At 62.7% G+C, this 18,220-nt stretch carries 16 protein-coding genes; 11 read left to right on the top strand and 5 right to left on the bottom strand.

What is annotated here, in order from left to right:
• Positions 1–4: 4 nt before the first annotated feature.
• The 5 genes from ACOYQJ_RS02710 (at position 5) to ACOYQJ_RS02730 (ending at position 5,887) form a co-directional block, all read left to right on the top strand.
• The gene (locus ACOYQJ_RS02710; protein ID WP_422904472.1) at positions 5–535 is read left to right on the top strand and encodes a (2Fe-2S)-binding protein; all 531 of its coding nucleotides are present in this window, start codon (positions 5–7) and stop codon (positions 533–535) included.
• Positions 532–2,946: an aerobic carbon-monoxide dehydrogenase large subunit gene (locus tag ACOYQJ_RS02715; protein WP_422904473.1), complete on the top strand. Its 2,415-nt coding sequence runs from the start codon at positions 532–534 to the stop codon at positions 2,944–2,946. Before ACOYQJ_RS02710 ends, ACOYQJ_RS02715 begins: the two co-directional genes overlap by 4 nt.
• Positions 2,947–3,021: 75 nt before the next feature.
• Positions 3,022–3,873 carry an AAA family ATPase gene (locus tag ACOYQJ_RS02720; protein ID WP_422904474.1) on the top strand — a complete coding sequence of 284 codons (852 nt, stop codon included), beginning with the start codon at positions 3,022–3,024 and terminating at the stop codon, positions 3,871–3,873.
• Positions 3,870–5,051: a vWA domain-containing protein gene (locus ACOYQJ_RS02725; protein ID WP_422904475.1), complete on the top strand. Its 1,182-nt coding sequence runs from the start codon at positions 3,870–3,872 to the stop codon at positions 5,049–5,051. The genes ACOYQJ_RS02720 and ACOYQJ_RS02725 overlap by 4 nt, the downstream gene beginning before the upstream one ends.
• Complete coding sequence (locus ACOYQJ_RS02730; protein ID WP_422904476.1) at positions 5,048–5,887, top strand: XdhC family protein; 840 nt, start codon at positions 5,048–5,050, stop codon at positions 5,885–5,887. Before ACOYQJ_RS02725 ends, ACOYQJ_RS02730 begins: the two co-directional genes overlap by 4 nt.
• A gap of 3 nt (positions 5,888–5,890) precedes the next feature.
• Here ACOYQJ_RS02730 and bcoG read toward each other — a convergent pair whose 3' ends face one another.
• The 5 genes from bcoG to ACOYQJ_RS02755 all read right to left on the bottom strand — a co-directional run bounded on the left by bcoG (position 5,891) and on the right by ACOYQJ_RS02755 (position 12,699).
• Complete coding sequence (gene bcoG / locus ACOYQJ_RS02735; protein WP_422904477.1) at positions 5,891–6,802, bottom strand: 3-dehydrocarnitine:acetyl-CoA trimethylamine transferase BcoG; 912 nt, start codon at positions 6,800–6,802, stop codon at positions 5,891–5,893.
• 158 nt (positions 6,803–6,960) lie between these two features.
• Entirely contained in the window at positions 6,961–7,746 is a 786-nt protein-coding gene (locus tag ACOYQJ_RS02740) for a carnitinyl-CoA dehydratase (RefSeq protein WP_422904478.1), read from the bottom strand.
• Positions 7,743–9,779, bottom strand: a complete 2,037-nt coding sequence (locus tag ACOYQJ_RS02745; RefSeq protein WP_422904479.1) for an acetate--CoA ligase family protein — start codon at positions 9,777–9,779, stop codon at positions 7,743–7,745. Before ACOYQJ_RS02745 ends, ACOYQJ_RS02740 begins: the two co-directional genes overlap by 4 nt.
• The gene (locus ACOYQJ_RS02750; protein ID WP_422904480.1) at positions 9,779–10,939 is read right to left on the bottom strand and encodes an acyl-CoA dehydrogenase family protein; all 1,161 of its coding nucleotides are present in this window, start codon (positions 10,937–10,939) and stop codon (positions 9,779–9,781) included. Before ACOYQJ_RS02750 ends, ACOYQJ_RS02745 begins: the two co-directional genes overlap by 1 nt.
• Positions 10,940–11,037: 98 nt before the next feature.
• Positions 11,038–12,699, bottom strand: coding sequence for a Na/Pi cotransporter family protein (locus tag ACOYQJ_RS02755; RefSeq protein ID WP_422904481.1), 1,662 nt, complete (start codon positions 12,697–12,699; stop codon positions 11,038–11,040).
• A 207-nt stretch (positions 12,700–12,906) separates the two neighbouring features.
• Here ACOYQJ_RS02755 and ACOYQJ_RS02760 point away from each other — a divergent pair, with 207 nt between their 5' ends.
• The 6 genes from ACOYQJ_RS02760 to ACOYQJ_RS02785 are packed head-to-tail and all read left to right on the top strand — an operon-like array spanning position 12,907 to position 18,131.
• A complete protein-coding gene (locus ACOYQJ_RS02760; protein ID WP_422904482.1) occupies positions 12,907–13,716 on the top strand; it encodes a DeoR/GlpR family DNA-binding transcription regulator in 810 nt (269 codons plus the stop codon).
• A 50-nt stretch (positions 13,717–13,766) separates the two neighbouring features.
• Positions 13,767–14,735 carry a phosphate/phosphite/phosphonate ABC transporter substrate-binding protein gene (gene phnD, locus ACOYQJ_RS02765; RefSeq protein ID WP_422904483.1) on the top strand — a complete coding sequence of 323 codons (969 nt, stop codon included), beginning with the start codon at positions 13,767–13,769 and terminating at the stop codon, positions 14,733–14,735.
• 60 nt (positions 14,736–14,795) lie between these two features.
• Positions 14,796–15,599 carry a phosphonate ABC transporter ATP-binding protein gene (gene phnC, locus ACOYQJ_RS02770; RefSeq protein WP_422904484.1) on the top strand — a complete coding sequence of 268 codons (804 nt, stop codon included), beginning with the start codon at positions 14,796–14,798 and terminating at the stop codon, positions 15,597–15,599.
• Positions 15,596–16,411 carry a phosphonate ABC transporter, permease protein PhnE gene (phnE, locus tag ACOYQJ_RS02775; RefSeq protein WP_422904485.1) on the top strand — a complete coding sequence of 272 codons (816 nt, stop codon included), beginning with the start codon at positions 15,596–15,598 and terminating at the stop codon, positions 16,409–16,411. The genes phnC and phnE (ACOYQJ_RS02775) overlap by 4 nt, the downstream gene beginning before the upstream one ends.
• Positions 16,411–17,226 carry a phosphonate ABC transporter, permease protein PhnE gene (gene phnE, locus ACOYQJ_RS02780; RefSeq protein ID WP_422904486.1) on the top strand — a complete coding sequence of 272 codons (816 nt, stop codon included), beginning with the start codon at positions 16,411–16,413 and terminating at the stop codon, positions 17,224–17,226. Before phnE (ACOYQJ_RS02775) ends, phnE (ACOYQJ_RS02780) begins: the two co-directional genes overlap by 1 nt.
• Entirely contained in the window at positions 17,190–18,131 is a 942-nt protein-coding gene (locus ACOYQJ_RS02785) for an HAD-IIA family hydrolase (protein ID WP_422904487.1), read from the top strand. The genes phnE (ACOYQJ_RS02780) and ACOYQJ_RS02785 overlap by 37 nt, the downstream gene beginning before the upstream one ends.
• The last annotated feature ends 89 nt before the right edge of the window (positions 18,132–18,220 follow it).

Consider the following 18,220-nt stretch of genomic DNA (forward strand, 5'->3'; position numbering starts at 1 on the left):
CATCATGGCAAAACAGATTGTCACTTTGACTGTGAATGGCGAAACGCACGAAGTCGCCGCCGAGCCGCGCGAGTTGCTGGTCTATGTCCTGCGCGAAAAGCTGCGGATCACCGGCCCGCATGTTGGCTGTGAGACCAGCCATTGCGGCGCCTGCACCGTTGACATGAACGGCAAGAGCGTCAAGGCCTGTACCGTTTTTGCCGCGCAGGCCGATGGCGCGCAGATCACAACCATCGAAGGCATCGGCAGCCCCGACGCGCTGCATGTGCTTCAGGAGATGTTCCGCGAACACCACGGGCTTCAGTGCGGGTTTTGCACGCCGGGCATGATCACCCGCGCCTATCGTCTGCTTCAGGAAAACCCGAACCCGACCGAAGAAGAGGTGCGCTTTGGCATTTCCGGCAACCTGTGCCGCTGCACCGGCTATCAGAACATCGTGAAATCCATTCTGGCTGCCGCCGCGCAGTTGAATGCCGCAAACACGCCCTCAAGCAGTGAAACGGTAGGGCAAACCGACGTGGAGGCCGCAGAATGAAGGATCTGGATGAACGCGAAGAGCGCCGCGAAGCGCTTAAAGGTCTGGGATGTTCGCGCAAGCGGGTTGAAGATGCCCGCTTTACCCAAGGCAAGGGCAACTACATCGACGATGTGAACCTGCCGGGAATGCTGCACGGCGATTTCGTACGCTCGCCCTATGCCCATGCCCGTGTGGTCAGCATTGATGCCTCCGCTGCGCTGGCGCTGGACGGGGTGATCGCGGTTCTGACCGCCGAGGATCTGGCCCCACTGAACCTGCACTGGATGCCGACCCTTGCGGGCGACAAACAGATGGTGCTGGCCGATGGCAAGGTGCTGTTCCAGGGGCAGGAGGTGGCCTTTGTTGTCGCCAAGGACCGCTACATTGCCGCCGATGCGGTCGAGCTGGTCGAGGTGGAATATGAAGAACTGCCGGTGTTGGTCGATCCCTTCGAGGCGCTGAAATCGGACGTGGTTCTGCGCGAGGATATCAAGGACGAGAAAACCGGCGCTCATGGCGCGCGCAAGCACCACAACCATATCTTCACATGGGAAGAAGGCGACAAGGCGGCCACCGAACAGGCCATTGGCGAGGCCGAGGTCGTGGCCGAGGAGATGGTTTACTATCACCGCACCCACCCGTGCCCGCTGGAACCCTGCGGCTCGGTCGCCAGCATGGACAAGGTCAACGGCAAGCTGACGCTTTGGGGCACCTTTCAGGCGCCGCATGTGGTGCGCACCGTCGCCAGCCTTTTGTCGGGCATCGAAGAGCATAACATCCGCGTCATCAGCCCCGACATCGGCGGCGGCTTTGGCAACAAGGTCGGCGTTTACCCGGGCTATGTCTGTTCCATAGTTGCGTCCATCGTGACCGGGGTTCCGGTCAAGTGGATCGAGGACCGGATGGACAACCTGATGGCCACGGCCTTTGCCCGCGATTACTGGATGAAGGGGCGCATCAGTGCCACCAAAGAGGGCAAGATCACCGGTCTGGATGTGCATGTCACCGCCGACCACGGTGCCTTTGACGCCTGCGCCGACCCGACAAAATTCCCGGCGGGCTTTTTCCATATTGTCACCGGGTCTTATGACATCCCCGTGGCCCACGTAGCAGTGGATGGTGTCTATACCAACAAGGCACCGGGGGGCGTGGCCTATCGCTGTTCCTTCCGCGTGACCGAGGCCGCCTATTGCATCGAACGCATGATCGAGGTGCTGGCGATCGAGCTGGGCATGGACGCGGCCGAGCTGCGGCGCATCAACTTTATCAAGAAAGATCAGTTCCCCTACCACTCAGCCCTTGGCTGGGAATATGACAGCGGCGATTACCACACCGCCTGGGACAAGGCGCTGGAGGCGGTCGATTACGAAGGGCTGCGCAAGGAGCAGGCGCAAAGGATCGAGGATTTCAAGGCTGGCAAGACCCGCAAGCTGCTGGGCATCGGTCTGTGCCATTTCACCGAGATCGTCGGCGCGGGGCCGATGAAGAACTGTGATATCCTCGGGATGGGCATGTTCGACAGTTGCGAGATCCGCATTCACCCGACAGGCAGCGCGATTGCGCGGCTGGGGACGATTTCCCAAGGACAGGGCCACGCGACGACCTTTGCGCAGATCCTTGCCAGCGAAATCGGCCTTCCCGCCGACAGCATCACCATCGAAGAGGGCGACACCGATACTGCGCCTTACGGGCTTGGCACCTATGGGTCACGCTCGACCCCGGTGGCGGGGGCGGCCACGGCCATGGCTGGGCGCAAGATCCGTGCCAAGGCGCAGATGATCGCGGCTTACCTGCTCGAAGTGCATGACGACGACGTCGAATGGGACGTCGATCGCTTTGTGGTCAAAGGCGCGCCGGAGCGGTTCAAGACCATGAAGGACATCGCCTATGCCTCGTACAATCAGGCGATCCCTGGCGTTGAACCCGGTCTTGAGGCGGTCAGCTATTATGATCCCCCAAACATGACCTATCCCTTTGGCGCCTATATCTGCGTCATGGAGATCGACGCCGACAGCGGTGAGCACGAGATCCGCCAGTTCTATGCGCTGGACGATTGCGGCACCCGGATCAACCCCATGGTCATCGAAGGTCAGGTCCACGGCGGCGTGACCGAGGCGCTGGCCATCGCCATGGGCCAAGAGATTGCCTATGACGAGATGGGCAACTGCAAGACCGGCACGCTGATGGACTTCTTCCTGCCGACGGCGGTCGAGGTGCCGAACTACACCACCGACCACACGGTCACGCCTTCGCCGCATCACCCGATCGGGGCCAAGGGCGTCGGTGAAAGCCCCAATGTCGGCGGGGTGCCAGCCTTTTCGAATGCGGTGCATGACGCCTTCCGCGCATTTGGTCTGCGGCAAAGCCACATGCCGCACGACCACTGGCGTATCTGGAAAATCGCCCGCGATCTGGGCCTGCACGAATAGCCAAGGGACGAAACGCCGGGGGCGCAAGGAGATCCGGGAAGGACTCTGATCGCTCTCGGCCTTTCGATTTGCCAAATGACTCATGTCGATCTGCAAAATGACCTCGCACGGCAGGGCTATGTCGCCTCGAACGATCTGGCGATGGCGCTGCATCTGTCCGTCACGCTTGGCCGCCCCTTGTTGCTTGAAGGGGCGGCGGGCGTCGGCAAGACCGAGGTTGCCCGCGCGCTGGCCGCCGCAAAGGACACCCGCCTGATCCGCCTGCAGTGCTACGAAGGTCTGGACGCGGCGCAGGCGATCTATGAATGGAACTACCAACGGCAATTGCTGGCGATTCAGGCCGGCAAGGCCGAGGACGACATCTTTTCGGAAACCTACCTTTTGGAACGCCCCTTGCTTCAGGCGATCCGCCAACCCCAGCCGCCAGTGCTGCTGATCGACGAGATTGACCGCGCCGATGAGGAATTCGAGGCTTACCTGCTCGAAGTCCTGTCGGATTTCCAGATCACCGTACCCGAACTGGGAACCCTTGTGGCGCAGACCCGCCCCATGGTGGTCCTGACCGCTAATGGCACCCGCGATCTGTCCGACGCGTTGCGCCGCCGCTGCCTGTATGCCCATGTGGATTACCCGGATCGCAAGACCGAACTGGCGATCCTTGCCGCCCGCCAACCGGGGATCGAGGCCGCACTGGCCGGTCAGATCGTGAGCTTTGTCCAATCCCTGCGCAAAGAGGATCTGGAAAAGACCCCCGGGATCGCCGAAATGCTGGACTTCTCGGCGGCGCTGATCGGCCTTGGCATCAACGATCTGACCGATGACCCTCAGGCGCTTTCGGCTACCATGGCCACCTTGCTGAAAACCGAAAGCGATCGCGCCGCCGTCCCACCCGAGGTTGCCGCACGGATTGCGGGGCGCGCCGCATGACCGCCGTGACCAAATTCGCCGGACGCGACCCCGGCCCCGCCGCGCGCCTTTCTGGCTTTATCGAACACCTGCGCGACAACGGGTTTCACCTAGGGGTGGCCGAAACCTGTATCGCCCTTTGCGCCCTTGAGGCGGTCAAGGCGCACGACCCGGAACAGGCGCGCTCGGCGCTGCGGGCTGTCTGCTGCGGATCGGCGCAGGATACCGACCGCTTTGACACCCTGTTCGACAGCTTCTGGCGCGCCGAAGGGCGCGTGCGCCAAAAGGTCATGCCCAGCGCAAAACAGCCCGAAGCGCCGATGCGGTCGTCCCGCAAGGACAGCGGCGCACAAAGCGAGGGCGCGGGAACCATCCAATCACCGGACGGCTCGGGCGGCGGTGAGGCCGAAACCGATGGCATGGGCAAACTTGTCGCCTCGGACCTGCGGAACCTGATGAAGAAGGACCTGCGCGATCTGGTTGATCCGCAAGACATCCGCGAAGCCGAGCAGATCGCCGTCAAACTGGGAAAAGCCCTGCGCGACCGCCGTTCGCGGCGGCGCAAGGCGGCGCTCAGGGGGCAAGGGCTGGACTTTCGCCGCACCATCCGGCGGGCGCTGGCTACTGGCGGGATACCCTTTAGGCTGTCCCAACGCAAACGCCCGGATCGCCCGGTGAAACTCGTGGCGCTTTGCGATGTCTCGGGGTCGATGCTGGTCTATGCCCGCCCCTTCCTCGCCTTTCTGGCGGGGCTGATGCGGGCCGAGGACGCCTCGGACGCCTATCTGTTCCACACCCGCCTTGTGCGCATCGCCGAGGCATTGCGCGACAATGACCCGATGCGCGCGCTGAACCGCGTCACGCTTTTGGCGCAGGGCATCGGCGGCGGCTCAAGGATCGGCGGCGCGCTGGATGCCTTTGCCCGCACCTATGCCCGCCGTTTCGTTGATGGCCGCACCGTGGTGATCATCCTGTCCGACGGCTATGACACCGACCCGCCGGAACGCATCGCCGAGGCCTTGGCGCGCCTGCGCAAACGGGGTTGCAAGATCATCTGGCTGAACCCTCTCAAGGGCTGGGACGGGTACGAACCTGTCGCGCGGGGCATGGCCGCCGCCCTGCCCCATCTGGACCTGTTTGCCGCTGCGAACACGCTGGACGACCTTGGCAATCTGGACAAACACATGGAAGCGCTATGAGCATGATCATGACCCCGCAAAGCCGCACCGACGACAGCATCACGCTTGAAACCGCCCGCCGCCGCGCGCTTGGCCTGCCCTTTGCCATGGCAACCGTCGTGCGCACCATGGCCGCCACGTCTGCGAAACCCGGCGCCAAGGCGTTGATCGACGAGACCGGCGAGATTGTTCTGGGCTTTCTCGGAGGCGGCTGCGTGCGCGGCGCCGTTGGCCGCGCGGCGCGCGAGGCGATAGCCGATGGCGCGCCGCAACTGCTGTCGATCCGCCCCGAGGAGCTGCTTCAGGCCGAAGGGCTGGCCCCGGGCGAGACCCGCGATGGCATCCACTACGCCCGCAACGGCTGCCCTAGCAAGGGCGCGCTGGACATCTTCATCGAACCGGTGCTGCCGCGCCCCCGTCTGGTGATCTGCGGCACGGGGCCGGTGGCTCAGGCGCTCGCCATCCTGTCCGAACGCTTTGACTTTGACCGCACGCTTTGCCTGCCCGCGCCGCAACACGGCGAATTGCCGGCTGTCGAGCACATCGTCGAGCATCTCGACGAAGACCCGGTCTGGCACGGCAGTCCCTATGTCATCATCGCCACGCAGGGCCGCGGCGACGAAGCCGCCCTGCGCCGCGCGTTGGGCTCCAACGCATGCCACATTGCCTTTGTCGGCAGCCGCAAGAAATTTGCAGCCCTTGCCGCGCGTCTGTCGGCCGATATCCCGTCAAAAGACCTGGCCCGCGTCCAAGCGCCCGCCGGGCTGGACATCCACGCCATCACCCCGGACGAGATCGCCCTGTCGATCCTTGCCGACCTGACCAAACGCCGCCGCGCCAGCCAGCGCAACGGCTAAGGCTCACTTCGGCGCCCGCTTGACCAGTCCCAACTTGTCGCGCACCTCTTGCGGGCCGATCACCCGCGCGCCCATGCCTTCGATCACCCCTACCGCGCGGTCGACCAGTTGCGCATTGGTGGCCAGAACGCCCTTGTTCAGCCAAAGGTTGTCCTCAAGTCCGACACGCACGTTGCCACCAGCCAAGACCGAGGCCGCGACATAAGCCATCTGGTTGCGGCCCAGAGAAAAGGCCGAAAACGTCCAGTCATCCGGCACGTTGTTCACCATAGCCATGAAGGTGTTCAGGTCGTCCGGCGCGCCCCATGGCACCCCCATGCAGAGCTGCACCAACGCGGGGCCATCCAGAACGCCCTCTTTCACCAACTCCTTGGCGAACCACAGGTGCCCTGTGTCAAAGGCCTCGATCTCCGGTTTCACTCCCAAATGCGTCATCATGGCGCCCATCGCGCGCAGCATGCCCGGCGTATTGGTCATGACATAATCCGCCTCTGCGAAATTCATCGTCCCGCAATCCAAGGTGCAAATCTCGGGCAGACATTGCGCCACATGCTCGACCCGTTCGGCGGCGCCGACCATATCGGTGCCCGCCTCCTTCAGGGGCAAAGGCCGCTCGGTCGGGCCAAAGACCATGTCGCCGCCCATACCCGCCGTCAGGTTCAGCACCACATCCACCTCGCTCTCGCGAATGCGGTCCGTCACCTCCCGGTACAGGTCCAGCCGCCGCGACGGCGCGCCCGTGTCGGGATCGCGCACATGACAATGCACCACCGCCGCCCCGGCCCGCGCCGCCTCGATCGCGCTTTCGGCTATCTGCGCCGGGGATCGCGGCACATGCGGGCTGCGATCTTGCGTCCCCCCCGAGCCGGTCACCGCGCATGTGATGAAAACCTCTCGGTTCATGGTCAATGGCATATCGATCTCCCTCTCTTGCGCTATGCCCCCATCGGGTGCGCATCCCGCTTGTCTTTCCACCCACCGATCGCAACCGCTGCAACAGGCTCAGCTTGTCGATTTGGTTCCTGATGGGATGGCGGGTGGGGCGATGTCCGCAGGACAAGCGCCTCCCACCATCACTTTCCCGTCCAGACCGGATCGCGTTTCTCGGCAAAGGCCCTCGCCCCTTCCAATTGATCCTCCGAGCGATAGAGCCGCTCCACCGTCTCGAATTGGCTCCGTGTGATCCGGTTCAGCGCGTCCTGAAACTTCATATCCTCGGCCTCGCGCACAATTTCCTTGATCGCCGCGAAAACCAGCGGCGGCCCCGAGGCCAGCTCATCGGCCAGCGCCCGCGCCTCCTCAATCAGTCTGGACGCCGGCAGAACCCGATTGACCAGCCCCCAGCGCGCCGCCTCTTCAACGTCCAGCCAGCGCCCGGTCAGCAGCATCTCCATCGCGATATGATAGGGAATGCGCTTGGGCAGCTTGATGCTGGCCGCATCCGCCACCGTCCCCGACCGGATTTCCGGCAGCGCAAAGCTCGCATGGTCCGCCGCCAGAATGATATCCCCCGACAACGCCAGCTCCAGCCCGCCGCCGCAACAAATCCCGTTCACCGCCATGATCACCGGCTTGTTCAGCCCGCGCAACTCCTGCAATCCGCCAAAGCCACCCTTCCCGTAGTCCCCGTCCACCGCATCGCCATCCGCCGCGGCCTTTAGATCCCAGCCGGGGCAAAAGAACTTCTCCCCAGCACCGGTGACAATCGCCACCCGCAAATCCGGGTCATCGCGGAAATCGTTAAAGACGTCGCCCATGATCCGGCTTGTCGCCAGATCGATCGCGTTGGCCTTAGGCCGGTCCAGCGTGACTTCAAGCACGTGGCCCCGGCGCTGCGTCCTGATAGGGGTATCGGTCATTCTGGCGTTCCTCTTCGGATCAGGGCATCTGCCGCCACGGCAGCGGTCGGCGTGCAGATAAGCGGATTGATCTCAACTTCGGACAGGCCGGCGGCATGGGCAAGCACATAGTCCTGCACCGCCGTGATCGCGGCCATGATCGCAGCCCGGTCCGCAGGCGCCGCGCCGCGATAGCCCCGCAACAGCGGCGCGATACCCAAGCCTTCCAAAGCGGCGGCAAGTTCAGACTGACTTGCCGGGATCAGGACCGAGGCGCTGTCCTGTAGAATCTCGGTCAGGGTTCCCCCGGCGCCCAGCGTCAACACAAAGCCATGCGCCGGATCGCGCATGACGCCGATCAGCAATTCGGCGACCGTACCGGTCAGCATCTCTTCGACAAGAAAGCTTTGCGCCGCCATCGCCGTGGCTGCGGCCATCACGCTCTCGACGCTTTCAAGCCCCAAAACCACTGCCCCGGCTTCGGTCTTGTGGGCAATGCCTTCGCCCTTCAGCACCACCGGGAATCCGATCTCCATCGCCGCCCGCGCCGCCGCCCGCGCATCTGCCGCCTGCACCGCACGCGGAACTCTCAGGCCGAACCCGGCCAGCACCGTCTTGGAATCCGCCTCGTTCAGCAAATGCCCGTCGCAGTCCGGCCCCGGCAGGATCAGCGGCGCAGGCGCCTCTGGCGTGCCCATACGCGCCGCCACCGCAATGGCCTCAAGGGCCTCGCTCATCCCGCAAAGCGGCAAGAGCCCGCGCGCCATGACGTCTTGCGCCACGGCCTCGGGCATGCACTCGGGCAAGGTGGCCAGCAAGGCCATGGGAACACCGCGCGCCGCCTGCGCGGCGAGAACCGCATCGACGACCAAATGCCATGCCGGGGCCTCGAACCGGTCGGGTCGCGGGAAATCCAGCACAACGCAGCCCAAGTCCAGATCGGGAGCCATCATGGCCGCAAAGGCAGAGGTCATCGCCGCAAGGTCGCCCCAGATATAGGTATGGTAATCCAGGGGGTTGGCCAGTGCCACCTTGGGACCAAGCGCGGCGCGCAAATCGGTTTTCTGTTGGTCAGTGAGCGGCGGAAACTCCACCCCGGCGGCCTGCCCGCTATCGGCCATCAAGCTTGCCTCACCACCCGAGCAGGACATTGACGCAATCCTGTTCGAGGCCAGAGCCCCGTGCAGATGCAACAGCTTGAGCGTCTCCAGAAGCGCGGCAAGGCTGCTGACCTGCCCGATGCCCAACCGCCGCAGCAACGCCCGCGCCCCCGCATCGCTGCCCGCCAGCGAGGCCGTGTGCGACACCGCCGCCGCCTGCGCCTGATCCGAGGAGCCAACCTTCAGCGCAACGATGGGCTTGCCAAGACTGCGCGCCTCGTGCGCCAAAGCCTCAAAGCCGCGCAGGTCGGGGATGCCTTCGATATGCAGGCCAAGGGCCGTTACCCGAGGATCAGCCAGCAGCGCCCGACCGATCCGCGACAGGTCCGTTTGGGCCTGATTTCCGGCAGTGACCGCATAGGCAATCGGCAGGCCGCGTTGCTGCATGGTCAGGTTGATCGCGATGTTCGAGGATTGCGTAATCAGCGCCACGCCGCGCTCGACCGCCACCGCCCCGTGATGATCCGGCCAAAGCGCCGCGCCGTCCAAAGCGTTGATAAAGCCATAGCAATTGGGACCAAGCAGCGGCATGTCGCCTGCTGCAGTCAACAGGTCTGCCTGCAAGCTTGCCCCATCCGCCAGTTCCGCCCCCGCCTCGGAAAACCCCGAGGCAAAGCAGACCGCTCCGCCCGCGCCACGCGCCGCCAGCGCCCGCACGACCTCGACCGTGGCGGCGCGGTTCACGCCGATAAAGGCCGCGTCGGGTGCCTTGGGCAAATCGTTGACCGAGGCGAACACTGCCTCGCCCGCCATTTCCGAGCGCCCGGGATGCACTGGCCAGATCGCACCGTCAAAGCCGATCATACGGCACTGATGGATCACGCTTTCACACCATGCCCCGCCGCCGACCACAGCGATGGATGCGGGGCGCAGCAGGCGATCAAGCCCGCGCATCACGCCCCCAGGGGCCGAAAGATTTCGCGACTGATGATATGGCGCTGGATTTCGCTGGTGCCGTCCCAGATGCGTTCGACCCGGGCATCGCGCCAGAACCGCTCAATCGGGAAATCGTCCATCAGCCCCATCCCGCCGAAAATCTGCAGGGTGGTGTCCGTCACCCGCGCCAACATCTCGGAGGCATAGACCTTGGCGCTGGCGATTTCGCGGTTTGCGGGCAGGCCCTGATCCAACCGCCATGCCCCCGCCAGCGTCAACCAATCGGCAGCGTCAATCTCGGTGATCATATCCGCGACCTGAAAGCCGATGCCTTGGAATTTCGCGATCTGCTGGCCGAACTGTTTGCGCTCGGCGGCATAGCCAGCGGCCATGTCGAAACAGCGCCGCGCCCTGCCAACGCAAAAGGCGGCGACGGTCAATCGCGTGGCGTAAAGCCATTCGTTCATCACCGCAAAGCCTCCGTCGACCTCGCCCAGAACCTGCGCATCCGGCAAGCGGCAGTCGTCGAAATTCAGGATGCAATTCTTGTATCCCTTGTGGCTGACCGAGTTATAGCCCTCACGCACCTCGAACCCCGGATGGCCACGATCCACGAGGAAACAGGTGATCCGCTTTTTTGGCCCCTTGGGGGTAGCATCGACGCCGGTGGCGACAAAAACGATAAAGAAATCCGCGTGTTCCGCGCCCGAGATGAAGTGTTTGGAGCCGTTCACGACCCAATCCCCGCCATCACGCACCGCGCTGCATTTCATACCGCGCACGTCCGATCCGGCGTCCGGTTCGGTCATCGCGAGCGCATCCATACGCTCGCCCCGAACGGCAGGCAGCAGGTATTTTTCGCGCTGATCGCCCTGACAGGCCATCAGGATATTCTGCGGGCGGCCAAAGAAATGCGTCAGCGCCATGGAGCCGCGGCCCAGTTCACGCTCCACCAAGGTAAAATCGAGATGGCTCAGCCCCGCACCGCCGACCTCCTCAGGGAAATTGCAGGCATAGAACCCCAGCTCGATCACCTTGCGCTTGATCTCAAGCCCCAGCTCATGCGGCACCTGCCCAGTGCGTTCGACCATGGCCTCGTGAGGGTAAATCTCGCGTTCAACAAAGCTGCGGACGGTCTGGACGATCATCTCTTGTTCGTCGTTTAATCCAAAGTGCATTGCGTCCCTTTCCCTCGTGCCTTGACGGTCAGGCTAACGGCTATTGCGCCCGCGTTCTTACACTTTCCGACAAATGCTGGTCCAAGACCGACCCGTGCCTAGCCGCGCCGCCCGCCAAAGGCCGGGCTGGCCAGACGGGTCGACAACAGATCACCGGTTTCCTCGGCGATGGGATAGGCCACATAGGTCAGCGCCGCGTTGATCTGTTTCAGAACGCGCAGCACTTCCTGGTGGATATTGGTGGTTTCGACGCTGGCCATGTCGCGGTCACGCAACCGGCGCAGGTGACGCTCTTGCAGCTTTTGTTCTTCTTCTCGGATGGCGTCCTTTTCGGCCACAAGCTGTCGCGCCGCTTCGACATCACCGGACATCAGCACGTTCAGGGCAAGCTGGGCATTGGTCACGACATGATCATGAAAGCTTTCCAGATCGGCCCAGCCGTCGTCGGAAAAGCTCAGCCCCTCTTTGCGCAACCGGTCCGCGATGGCCACAAGGCTTACCGAGATGCGATCGCCCGCGTCCTCAAGACTGTTGGCCATCGCCACGATGTCGGTGGCCTGGCGGATCTGCTCTTCGGTCATTTCACTGTCGCGCAAACGCGCAAGGTAGATCTTGATCTCGAAATGCATGCGATCGACGTCATTCTCGCGCCGCTCGATCGTTTCGGCGGTCTCGTCCGTCCATTCCTGCAACAGGCCAAGCACCGGAACCAGCATGGCATGCACGGTTTCGCCCATGTGCAACAGTTCACGCTGGCCACAGCTGAGCGCCAGATGCGGCGAGCCGAGCGAGCCCGGGTCCAGCGCGCTGAACCGTTCATCCATGGCCTCTACCGGAACAGGCAGCAGGCGTTTGGCGATGCGCAACAGCGGGCCAATCAGCGGAAAAGCCACGATGAGCAAAACCAGATTGACCGCGATGTGCAGCAAGATGATCAGTTGCTCGATCCGCACATCCAGCAGATCGCCGTGCAGCACACCGGTTTGAAGCGCCAGCAGAAACCCCAATGCAACGACCCCGCGCGCCAAGAGATTGCCCGTCACCATATGGCGCACCGGTGGCGGCGCCGACAGCATCAGGAAGAACGGGATCGCGCCAGCGCCAAAATTGGCCCCCACGACAAGCGCCATGGCTGCTGGCACCGGCAAGGCGGCGTTGGCGGCAAAGGCCGTTATGGTCAGAACCGCGGCAAGGCTGGAATGCACCGCCCAGGCAAAAATTGCGCCCAGCACGAATGCGGTGATCAGATCACCCGCCAGATAGGCGGCGACGCTTGCAACAAAGGGGTTGTCACGCACCGGTTCGGTGGCATCGCGCAGCATCGCAAGCGAGGTCAGAACCAGGGCCAGACCCAACAAGATGCGCCCGCTTTGTTTGACCTTGGGCCGTTTGCCATTGAGGAAAAGAACAACCCCCGCCAGCATCAGGAAGGGCGTGATCACCTGCACCGGCAGCACCAGCACCTGCGCCATGATGGCCGATCCCAGATCCGCCCCCAGCATCAGCGCAAGCCCGGTGTTCGGCGCCAACAGGCCCGTGGCGGCAAAGCCTCCGGCAATCAGCGCCACAGCGGTCGAGCTTTGCAGGAACATGGCCGAGAACCCACCCCCGACAACCGCCGTCGCCGGGCGCTTGGCCATGCTGCGCAAACGGCGGCGAATTTGCGACAGGAAAGCCCGCTCGACCCCGGTGCGGATCAACCGCACGGACCACAAAAGCAAGGCCACAGCCGCGGCCAATTTGACAATCAGAACAATCACGTCATGCGATCCAAAGCCACTCTCTCGCTCGGGTCAAAGCCCGCCATGGTGCCCAAGCGATGATTTTGGGAAGCTCTCTCAGAGGTTGCGAGCATTTCCCTGTTTCCCAAACTATCACCACCACTCTGCCCGCTATGCAACAAAAATGTTGCATTTGCGTGGCATTCTCCACAACACTCGTTCCCAAGGCGAGTCGGGGGAGCTGCCGTGACCACACAGGAAACAGTGAAGGACAGGATGGAGGCAGACCGCCCTCGGATGAAGAAATCCGAGCGCCGCGCCCAGATTCTGCTTGAGCTGAAACTGCACCCCCATGTGCGCATCAGCGAGCTGTCCGAACGTTATGGTGTGTCCACCGAAACCATCCGCCGCGACTTTGATGCACTGTCGAGCGACGGACTGCTGAACCGCGCCCATGGCGGCGCGACAGCCCCGTCACATGGTCATTATCCCAGCCTTGATGAACGCGCCAACGCCCGGATCGAAGAACGCGAACGTATCGGGCGGTGCGCCGCCGAACTTGTCGAACCCGGCGAGACACTGATGATCGACTCGGGCTCGACCACGATCCAATTGGCGCGCGCGCTGGCCTATCTCGGGACGCAATGCACGGTGCTGACAAACTCGTTGCCAGTGGCCATGACACTGGGCCATGGCGCAGCCGAGGTGATCCTCTGCCCCGGTGAGTACCTGCCTGCGGAATCGGCTGTGGTGGGCACCGATACACTGGAGTTTCTGGCGCGGTTTTCCGTCGATCGCTGCATGATCGGCGCCTCGGCCATGTCGGCAGAAGGACCATCGGAAACCGTTCGGGGCTTTGCCGCCGTGAAACGCATGATGATGCGCCGCAGCGCCAAATCAAACCTGCTGATCGACAGCGAGAAATTTGAAATCAAGGGATTGGCCCATGTTGGCGATTTGTCCGAGCTGGACTCGGTCATCGTCGACAGCCCGCCCGCCGGCGCATTGTTGAGCGCGCTCAACGATGCAAAGGTGACCGTGGTTCTGGCGCAATGACGCCGTGAAAAGAAACTAAAAGAAACTGTTTTACTGGGAGGAGAAACAAAATGACGATCAAACTTATGCTAGGTGCATCCGCCATTGCCATGATGGCCTTTGCCAGCGCGGCATCGGCGCAGGATTGCCCGCGCGGCGATCTGGACAAACGGTTCTGCGATGTTGATGGCGACATGGTGGCCGACACCCCGACCGATGAAAGCCAATGGCTGGACCCGGACCCGCTGGTCTTTGCCTATACGCCGGTCGAAGACCCCGCCGTTTACAAGACCGCCTGGGCCGATTTCCTGACCTACCTTGAGGAAAAGACCGGCAAGGACGTGCTGTTCTTCCCGGTGCAGAACAACGCAGCCCAGATCGAGGCCATGCGCTCCGGGCGGCTGCATGTCGCCGGATTCAACACCGGGTCCAACCCGCTGGCGGTGAATTGCGCGGGCTTCCACCCGTTCACCATCATGGCGTCCAAGGACGGTCACTTCGGATACGAGATGGAGATCCTGACCTATCCCGGCTCGGGCGTCGAAAAGGTCGAGGATATCAAGGGCAAGCAACTGGCGTTTTCCTCGCCGACGTCGAATTCGGGCTTCAAGGCGCCTTCGGCGATCCTGAAAGGCGATTACGGCATGGAGGCCGAGCGCGACTTTGAACCGGTTTTTTCCGGCAAGCACGACAACACCATTCTGGGCGTGGCGAACAAGGATTACACCGCCGGGGCCGTGGCCAATTCGGTCATGCAGCGAATGATCGAACGCGACGTGATCAAGCCCGAACAGGTGGTGTCGATCTACAAATCGCAGACCTTCCCGACCACCGGCTTTGGCGTTGTCTACAACCTCAAGCCCGAGTTGCAGGAGCAGATCCGCGATGCCTTCTTCAGCTTTGACTGGGAAGGGTCTTCCTTGCAGGAAGAATTCTCCAAATCCGGCGAAGAGCAGTTTCTTGAGATGAACTACAAGGACTTCTGGGAAGTGATCCGCAAGATCGACGCAGCAAACGGCGTCAGCTACGCCTGCGAATGATCTCGCGCCTCGTGGCGGGTCGCCTCCCGGCCCGCCACACCCATTATTCAAGGACGGATCATGCTGCGCCTGAAGAAACTGACAAAGACATACAAGACCGGGGATCAGGCGCTGAAGCCGATTGATCTTGAGGTGCCCGATGGCCAGGTGCTGGCGCTGATCGGCCCCTCGGGCGCGGGCAAATCGACGATGATCCGCTGCATCAACCGGCTCGTGGAACCCACCAGCGGAGAGGTCTGGCTGGATGATCTCAACCTTGCCGGGCTGAGTTCCGGTGCCTTGCGCAAAGCGCGGCGGCAGATGGGCATGATCTTTCAGGAATACGCTTTGGTCGAACGGCTGAGCGTGATGGAAAACGTGCTGTCGGGGCGTCTGGGATATGTCGGGTTCTGGCGCAGCCTGACCCGGCGCTATCCGCAATCGGACGTCGATGAGGCGTTTCGCCTGCTCGACCGCGTGGGCCTTTTGCATATGGCAGACAAACGCGCCGATGAGCTTTCCGGCGGGCAGCGCCAGCGTGTCGGCATCTGCCGCGCCCTGATCCAGAACCCCAAGCTGTTGTTGGTGGATGAACCCACCGCCTCGCTTGACCCGAAAACCAGCCGCCAGATCATGCGCCTGATTTGCGAGCTGTGCCGCGAACGCGGCTTGGCGGCCATCATCAACATTCATGACGTGGCGCTGGCGCAGATGTTCGTGCAGCGCGTCGTCGGCCTGCGCTTTGGTGCCATCGAATTTGACGGCCCGCCCGAGGCGCTGACCCCGGACGTGCTGACCACGATCTACGGCGAAGAGGATTGGGAAGCGACCATCGAGAAGGTCGAAGACGACGAAGAGACCCCTGACATCGAGGCGGCAGAATGAGCACCCCTGCCCTTGCCGATGTCGTCGGGCGTCCCTGGCGCAAACCGCCGTTCATTAAGCGGGCCGGTTTGCGTTGGGGGCTTTTGTTAGGCTTTGCCGCCTACCTCATCGCCGCTGTTCTGACCATCGAAGTCGATTGGGGCCGCGTCTATGAAGGCCTTGATCGCGGCTGGGCCTTTATCAAATCTTTTGCCCAGCCCGATTTCGTGACCCGGTCCGGCGATATCTGGGAAGGGCTTCTGGAAAGTATCGTGATGACGGTCGCGGCCTCGGTCGTGGGTATCCTTATCTCGATCCCCATCGGGCTAGGGGCCGCGCGCAATATCGCGCCGTTGCCGGTCTACATGATTTGCCGAGGCATTGTGGCGGTCAGCCGGGCCTTGCAGGAAATCATCGTCGCAATCCTTTTAGTCGCGATCTTTGGTTTTGGACCCTTGGCGGGCTTCCTGACCCTCAGCTTTGCGACCATCGGCTTTCTGTCCAAGCTGCTGGCCGAAGACATCGAGTCGATGGACAAGGTGCAGGCCGAGGCGATCAAGGCTTCGGGCGCCAGCTGGATGCAGTGGATCAACTACGGGGTGCAACCGCAGGTCATGCCGCGCCTTGTGGGTCTGTCGATGTACCGCATCGACATCAATTTCCGCGAAAGCGCCATTCTCGGGCTGGTCGGCGCGGGCGGCATTGGCGCGACCCTGAACACGGCTTTTGACCGTTATGAATACGACACGGCGGCGGCCATCCTCATCCTGATCATCGGAATTGTCATGGCCTTGGAATATCTCTCTGGCGTCATCCGAGCGAGGGTTCAGTAATGCCTGTGCTTGAACAGAACGGCACCAAGATTTGGCACCGCCGCACCCGGCAGGAATCGCTGGTGCGCTGGTTCGGCTGGCTGCTGGGGATCGCAGTCTTCATGCTGTGCTGGCAGAAGATATCCGCGGCGACCACGTGGTTCTTTGTCTGGGACGCGCCGCGCATCGCGGGCGATATCTGGACACGCGCCACCCCTCCCAAATGGGACTATGTCACACAATTGGGCCGCCCGATCTGGGATACCCTGAACATCGCCACGCTGGGCACGTTGATCTCGCTTTGCTTTGCGGTGCCGGTGGCCTTCATGGCGGCGCGCAACACCACGCCGTCGCGCATGTTCATCCGCCCCATCGCGCTGTTGATCATCGTTGCGACCCGCTCCATCAACTCGCTGATCTGGGCGCTGCTGCTGATCGCCATCATCGGCCCCGGGGTCTTTGCCGGCGTGGTGGCCATTGCCATCCGGTCCGTCGGGTTCTGCGCCAAGCTGCTGTACGAAGCGATCGAGGAAATTGACGAAAGCCAGGTCGAGGCGATCACCGCCACTGGGGCCAGCCGCTGGCAGGTCATGGCCTATGGCATCGTCCCGCAGATCCTGCCTGCCTTTGCCGGTGTCGCTGTCTTTCGCTGGGATATCAACATCCGCGAAAGCACCGTTCTGGGGCTGGTCGGCGCGGGCGGTATCGGCCTGCAACTGCAAAGCTCGCTGAACGTGCTGGCATGGCCGCAAGTCAGCCTGATCCTTGTGGTCATCCTGTGTGCGGTGGTGATCGGGGAATGGGTTTCGGCCAAGGTCCGGGGGGCGATCATTTGACCGAACTGACCTTTGACACCGCCTTTGACGCCTATGAAGCGGTGCGCCACCGTCTGCCCGATGCGTCTGGCCCCGCCCCACAACCGCGCCAGATCGAAACGCTGGCCGAGATCGCCGCTGACTTCGACGCCTTCTTTCTGGATGCCTTTGGCGTTTTGAACATCGGCGAAACGGCGATCCCCGGGGTTGCCGAGCGCATTGCCGACATGAAGGCGGCGGGCAAACAGGTGCTGGTGGTCTCCAACGCCGCAGGCTTCCCGCAGGCCGCCCTGATCGAGAAATACCACCGTCTCGGCTATGACTTCCCGAACGAGCACGTGATCACCAGCCGCGCCGCGCTTTTGGCCGGGCTGAATGGGCACCGGGACCTGCATTGGGGGCTGATGGCGACCCGCAGCACAGGGTTGCGCGATCTCGAAGACCTGACCCTGACCTACCTCGAAGAAGACCCCGCCGCCTATGACGCCGTCGACGGTTTTTTGATGGTCGGCAGCGCCGCATGGACCAACGAACGCCAAGCCTTGCTTGAGGTCGCCTTGGAGCGCCGCCCGCGCCCGGTGCTGGTGGGCAACCCTGATATTGTCGCCCCGCGCGAAAGCGGCTTTTCCATCGAACCGGGCCATTTTGCCCATCGCCTTGCGGATCGCACGGGGGTTCAGGTGCAGTTCTTTGGCAAGCCATTTCACAACATCTATGATCTGGCCTTTGCCCGGCTTGATCCCCTGCCGCCGCGCGACCGTATCCTGATGGTCGGAGACAGCCTGCACACCGACATTCTGGGCGCGCAGGCCGCCGGGATCGCCTCGGCGCTGGTGGCGGATTTCGGCTTTTTCGCGGGCAGCGACATTCAAGCCGCCATTGCGCGCGCCGGGATCGCTCCGACCTATATCGTGCGCCGCCCATGATGGTGTCACAAAGCTTTCAAGAAGGCCGGGTATCAACGGCCCACGAAGACTGAGAAGCCTTTTTCGTCAAAGACTTGAAAGGTGATCTG

The sequence above is a fragment of the Pacificoceanicola algae genome, from assembly GCF_049341065.1.
Taxonomy (GTDB): domain Bacteria; phylum Pseudomonadota; class Alphaproteobacteria; order Rhodobacterales; family Rhodobacteraceae; genus Pacificoceanicola.

Coding starts and splice junctions, on each gene's coding strand:
- ACOYQJ_RS02750 (WP_422904480.1), bottom strand. CDS start 10,939: ATGCACTTTGGATTAAACGACGAACAAGAGATGATCGTCCAGACCGTC.
- ACOYQJ_RS02730 (WP_422904476.1), top strand. CDS start 5,048: ATGAGCATGATCATGACCCCGCAAAGCCGCACCGACGACAGCATCACG.
- phnE (WP_422904485.1), top strand. CDS start 15,596: ATGAGCACCCCTGCCCTTGCCGATGTCGTCGGGCGTCCCTGGCGCAAA.
- ACOYQJ_RS02740 (WP_422904478.1), bottom strand. CDS start 7,746: ATGACCGATACCCCTATCAGGACGCAGCGCCGGGGCCACGTGCTTGAA.
- phnC (WP_422904484.1), top strand. CDS start 14,796: ATGCTGCGCCTGAAGAAACTGACAAAGACATACAAGACCGGGGATCAG.
- ACOYQJ_RS02715 (WP_422904473.1), top strand. CDS start 532: ATGAAGGATCTGGATGAACGCGAAGAGCGCCGCGAAGCGCTTAAAGGT.
- ACOYQJ_RS02745 (WP_422904479.1), bottom strand. CDS start 9,779: ATGCGCGGGCTTGATCGCCTGCTGCGCCCCGCATCCATCGCTGTGGTC.
- ACOYQJ_RS02725 (WP_422904475.1), top strand. CDS start 3,870: ATGACCGCCGTGACCAAATTCGCCGGACGCGACCCCGGCCCCGCCGCG.
- ACOYQJ_RS02785 (WP_422904487.1), top strand. CDS start 17,190: ATGGGTTTCGGCCAAGGTCCGGGGGGCGATCATTTGACCGAACTGACC.
- ACOYQJ_RS02710 (WP_422904472.1), top strand. CDS start 5: ATGGCAAAACAGATTGTCACTTTGACTGTGAATGGCGAAACGCACGAA.
- ACOYQJ_RS02720 (WP_422904474.1), top strand. CDS start 3,022: ATGACTCATGTCGATCTGCAAAATGACCTCGCACGGCAGGGCTATGTC.
- phnD (WP_422904483.1), top strand. CDS start 13,767: ATGACGATCAAACTTATGCTAGGTGCATCCGCCATTGCCATGATGGCC.
- bcoG (WP_422904477.1), bottom strand. CDS start 6,802: ATGCCATTGACCATGAACCGAGAGGTTTTCATCACATGCGCGGTGACC.
- phnE (WP_422904486.1), top strand. CDS start 16,411: ATGCCTGTGCTTGAACAGAACGGCACCAAGATTTGGCACCGCCGCACC.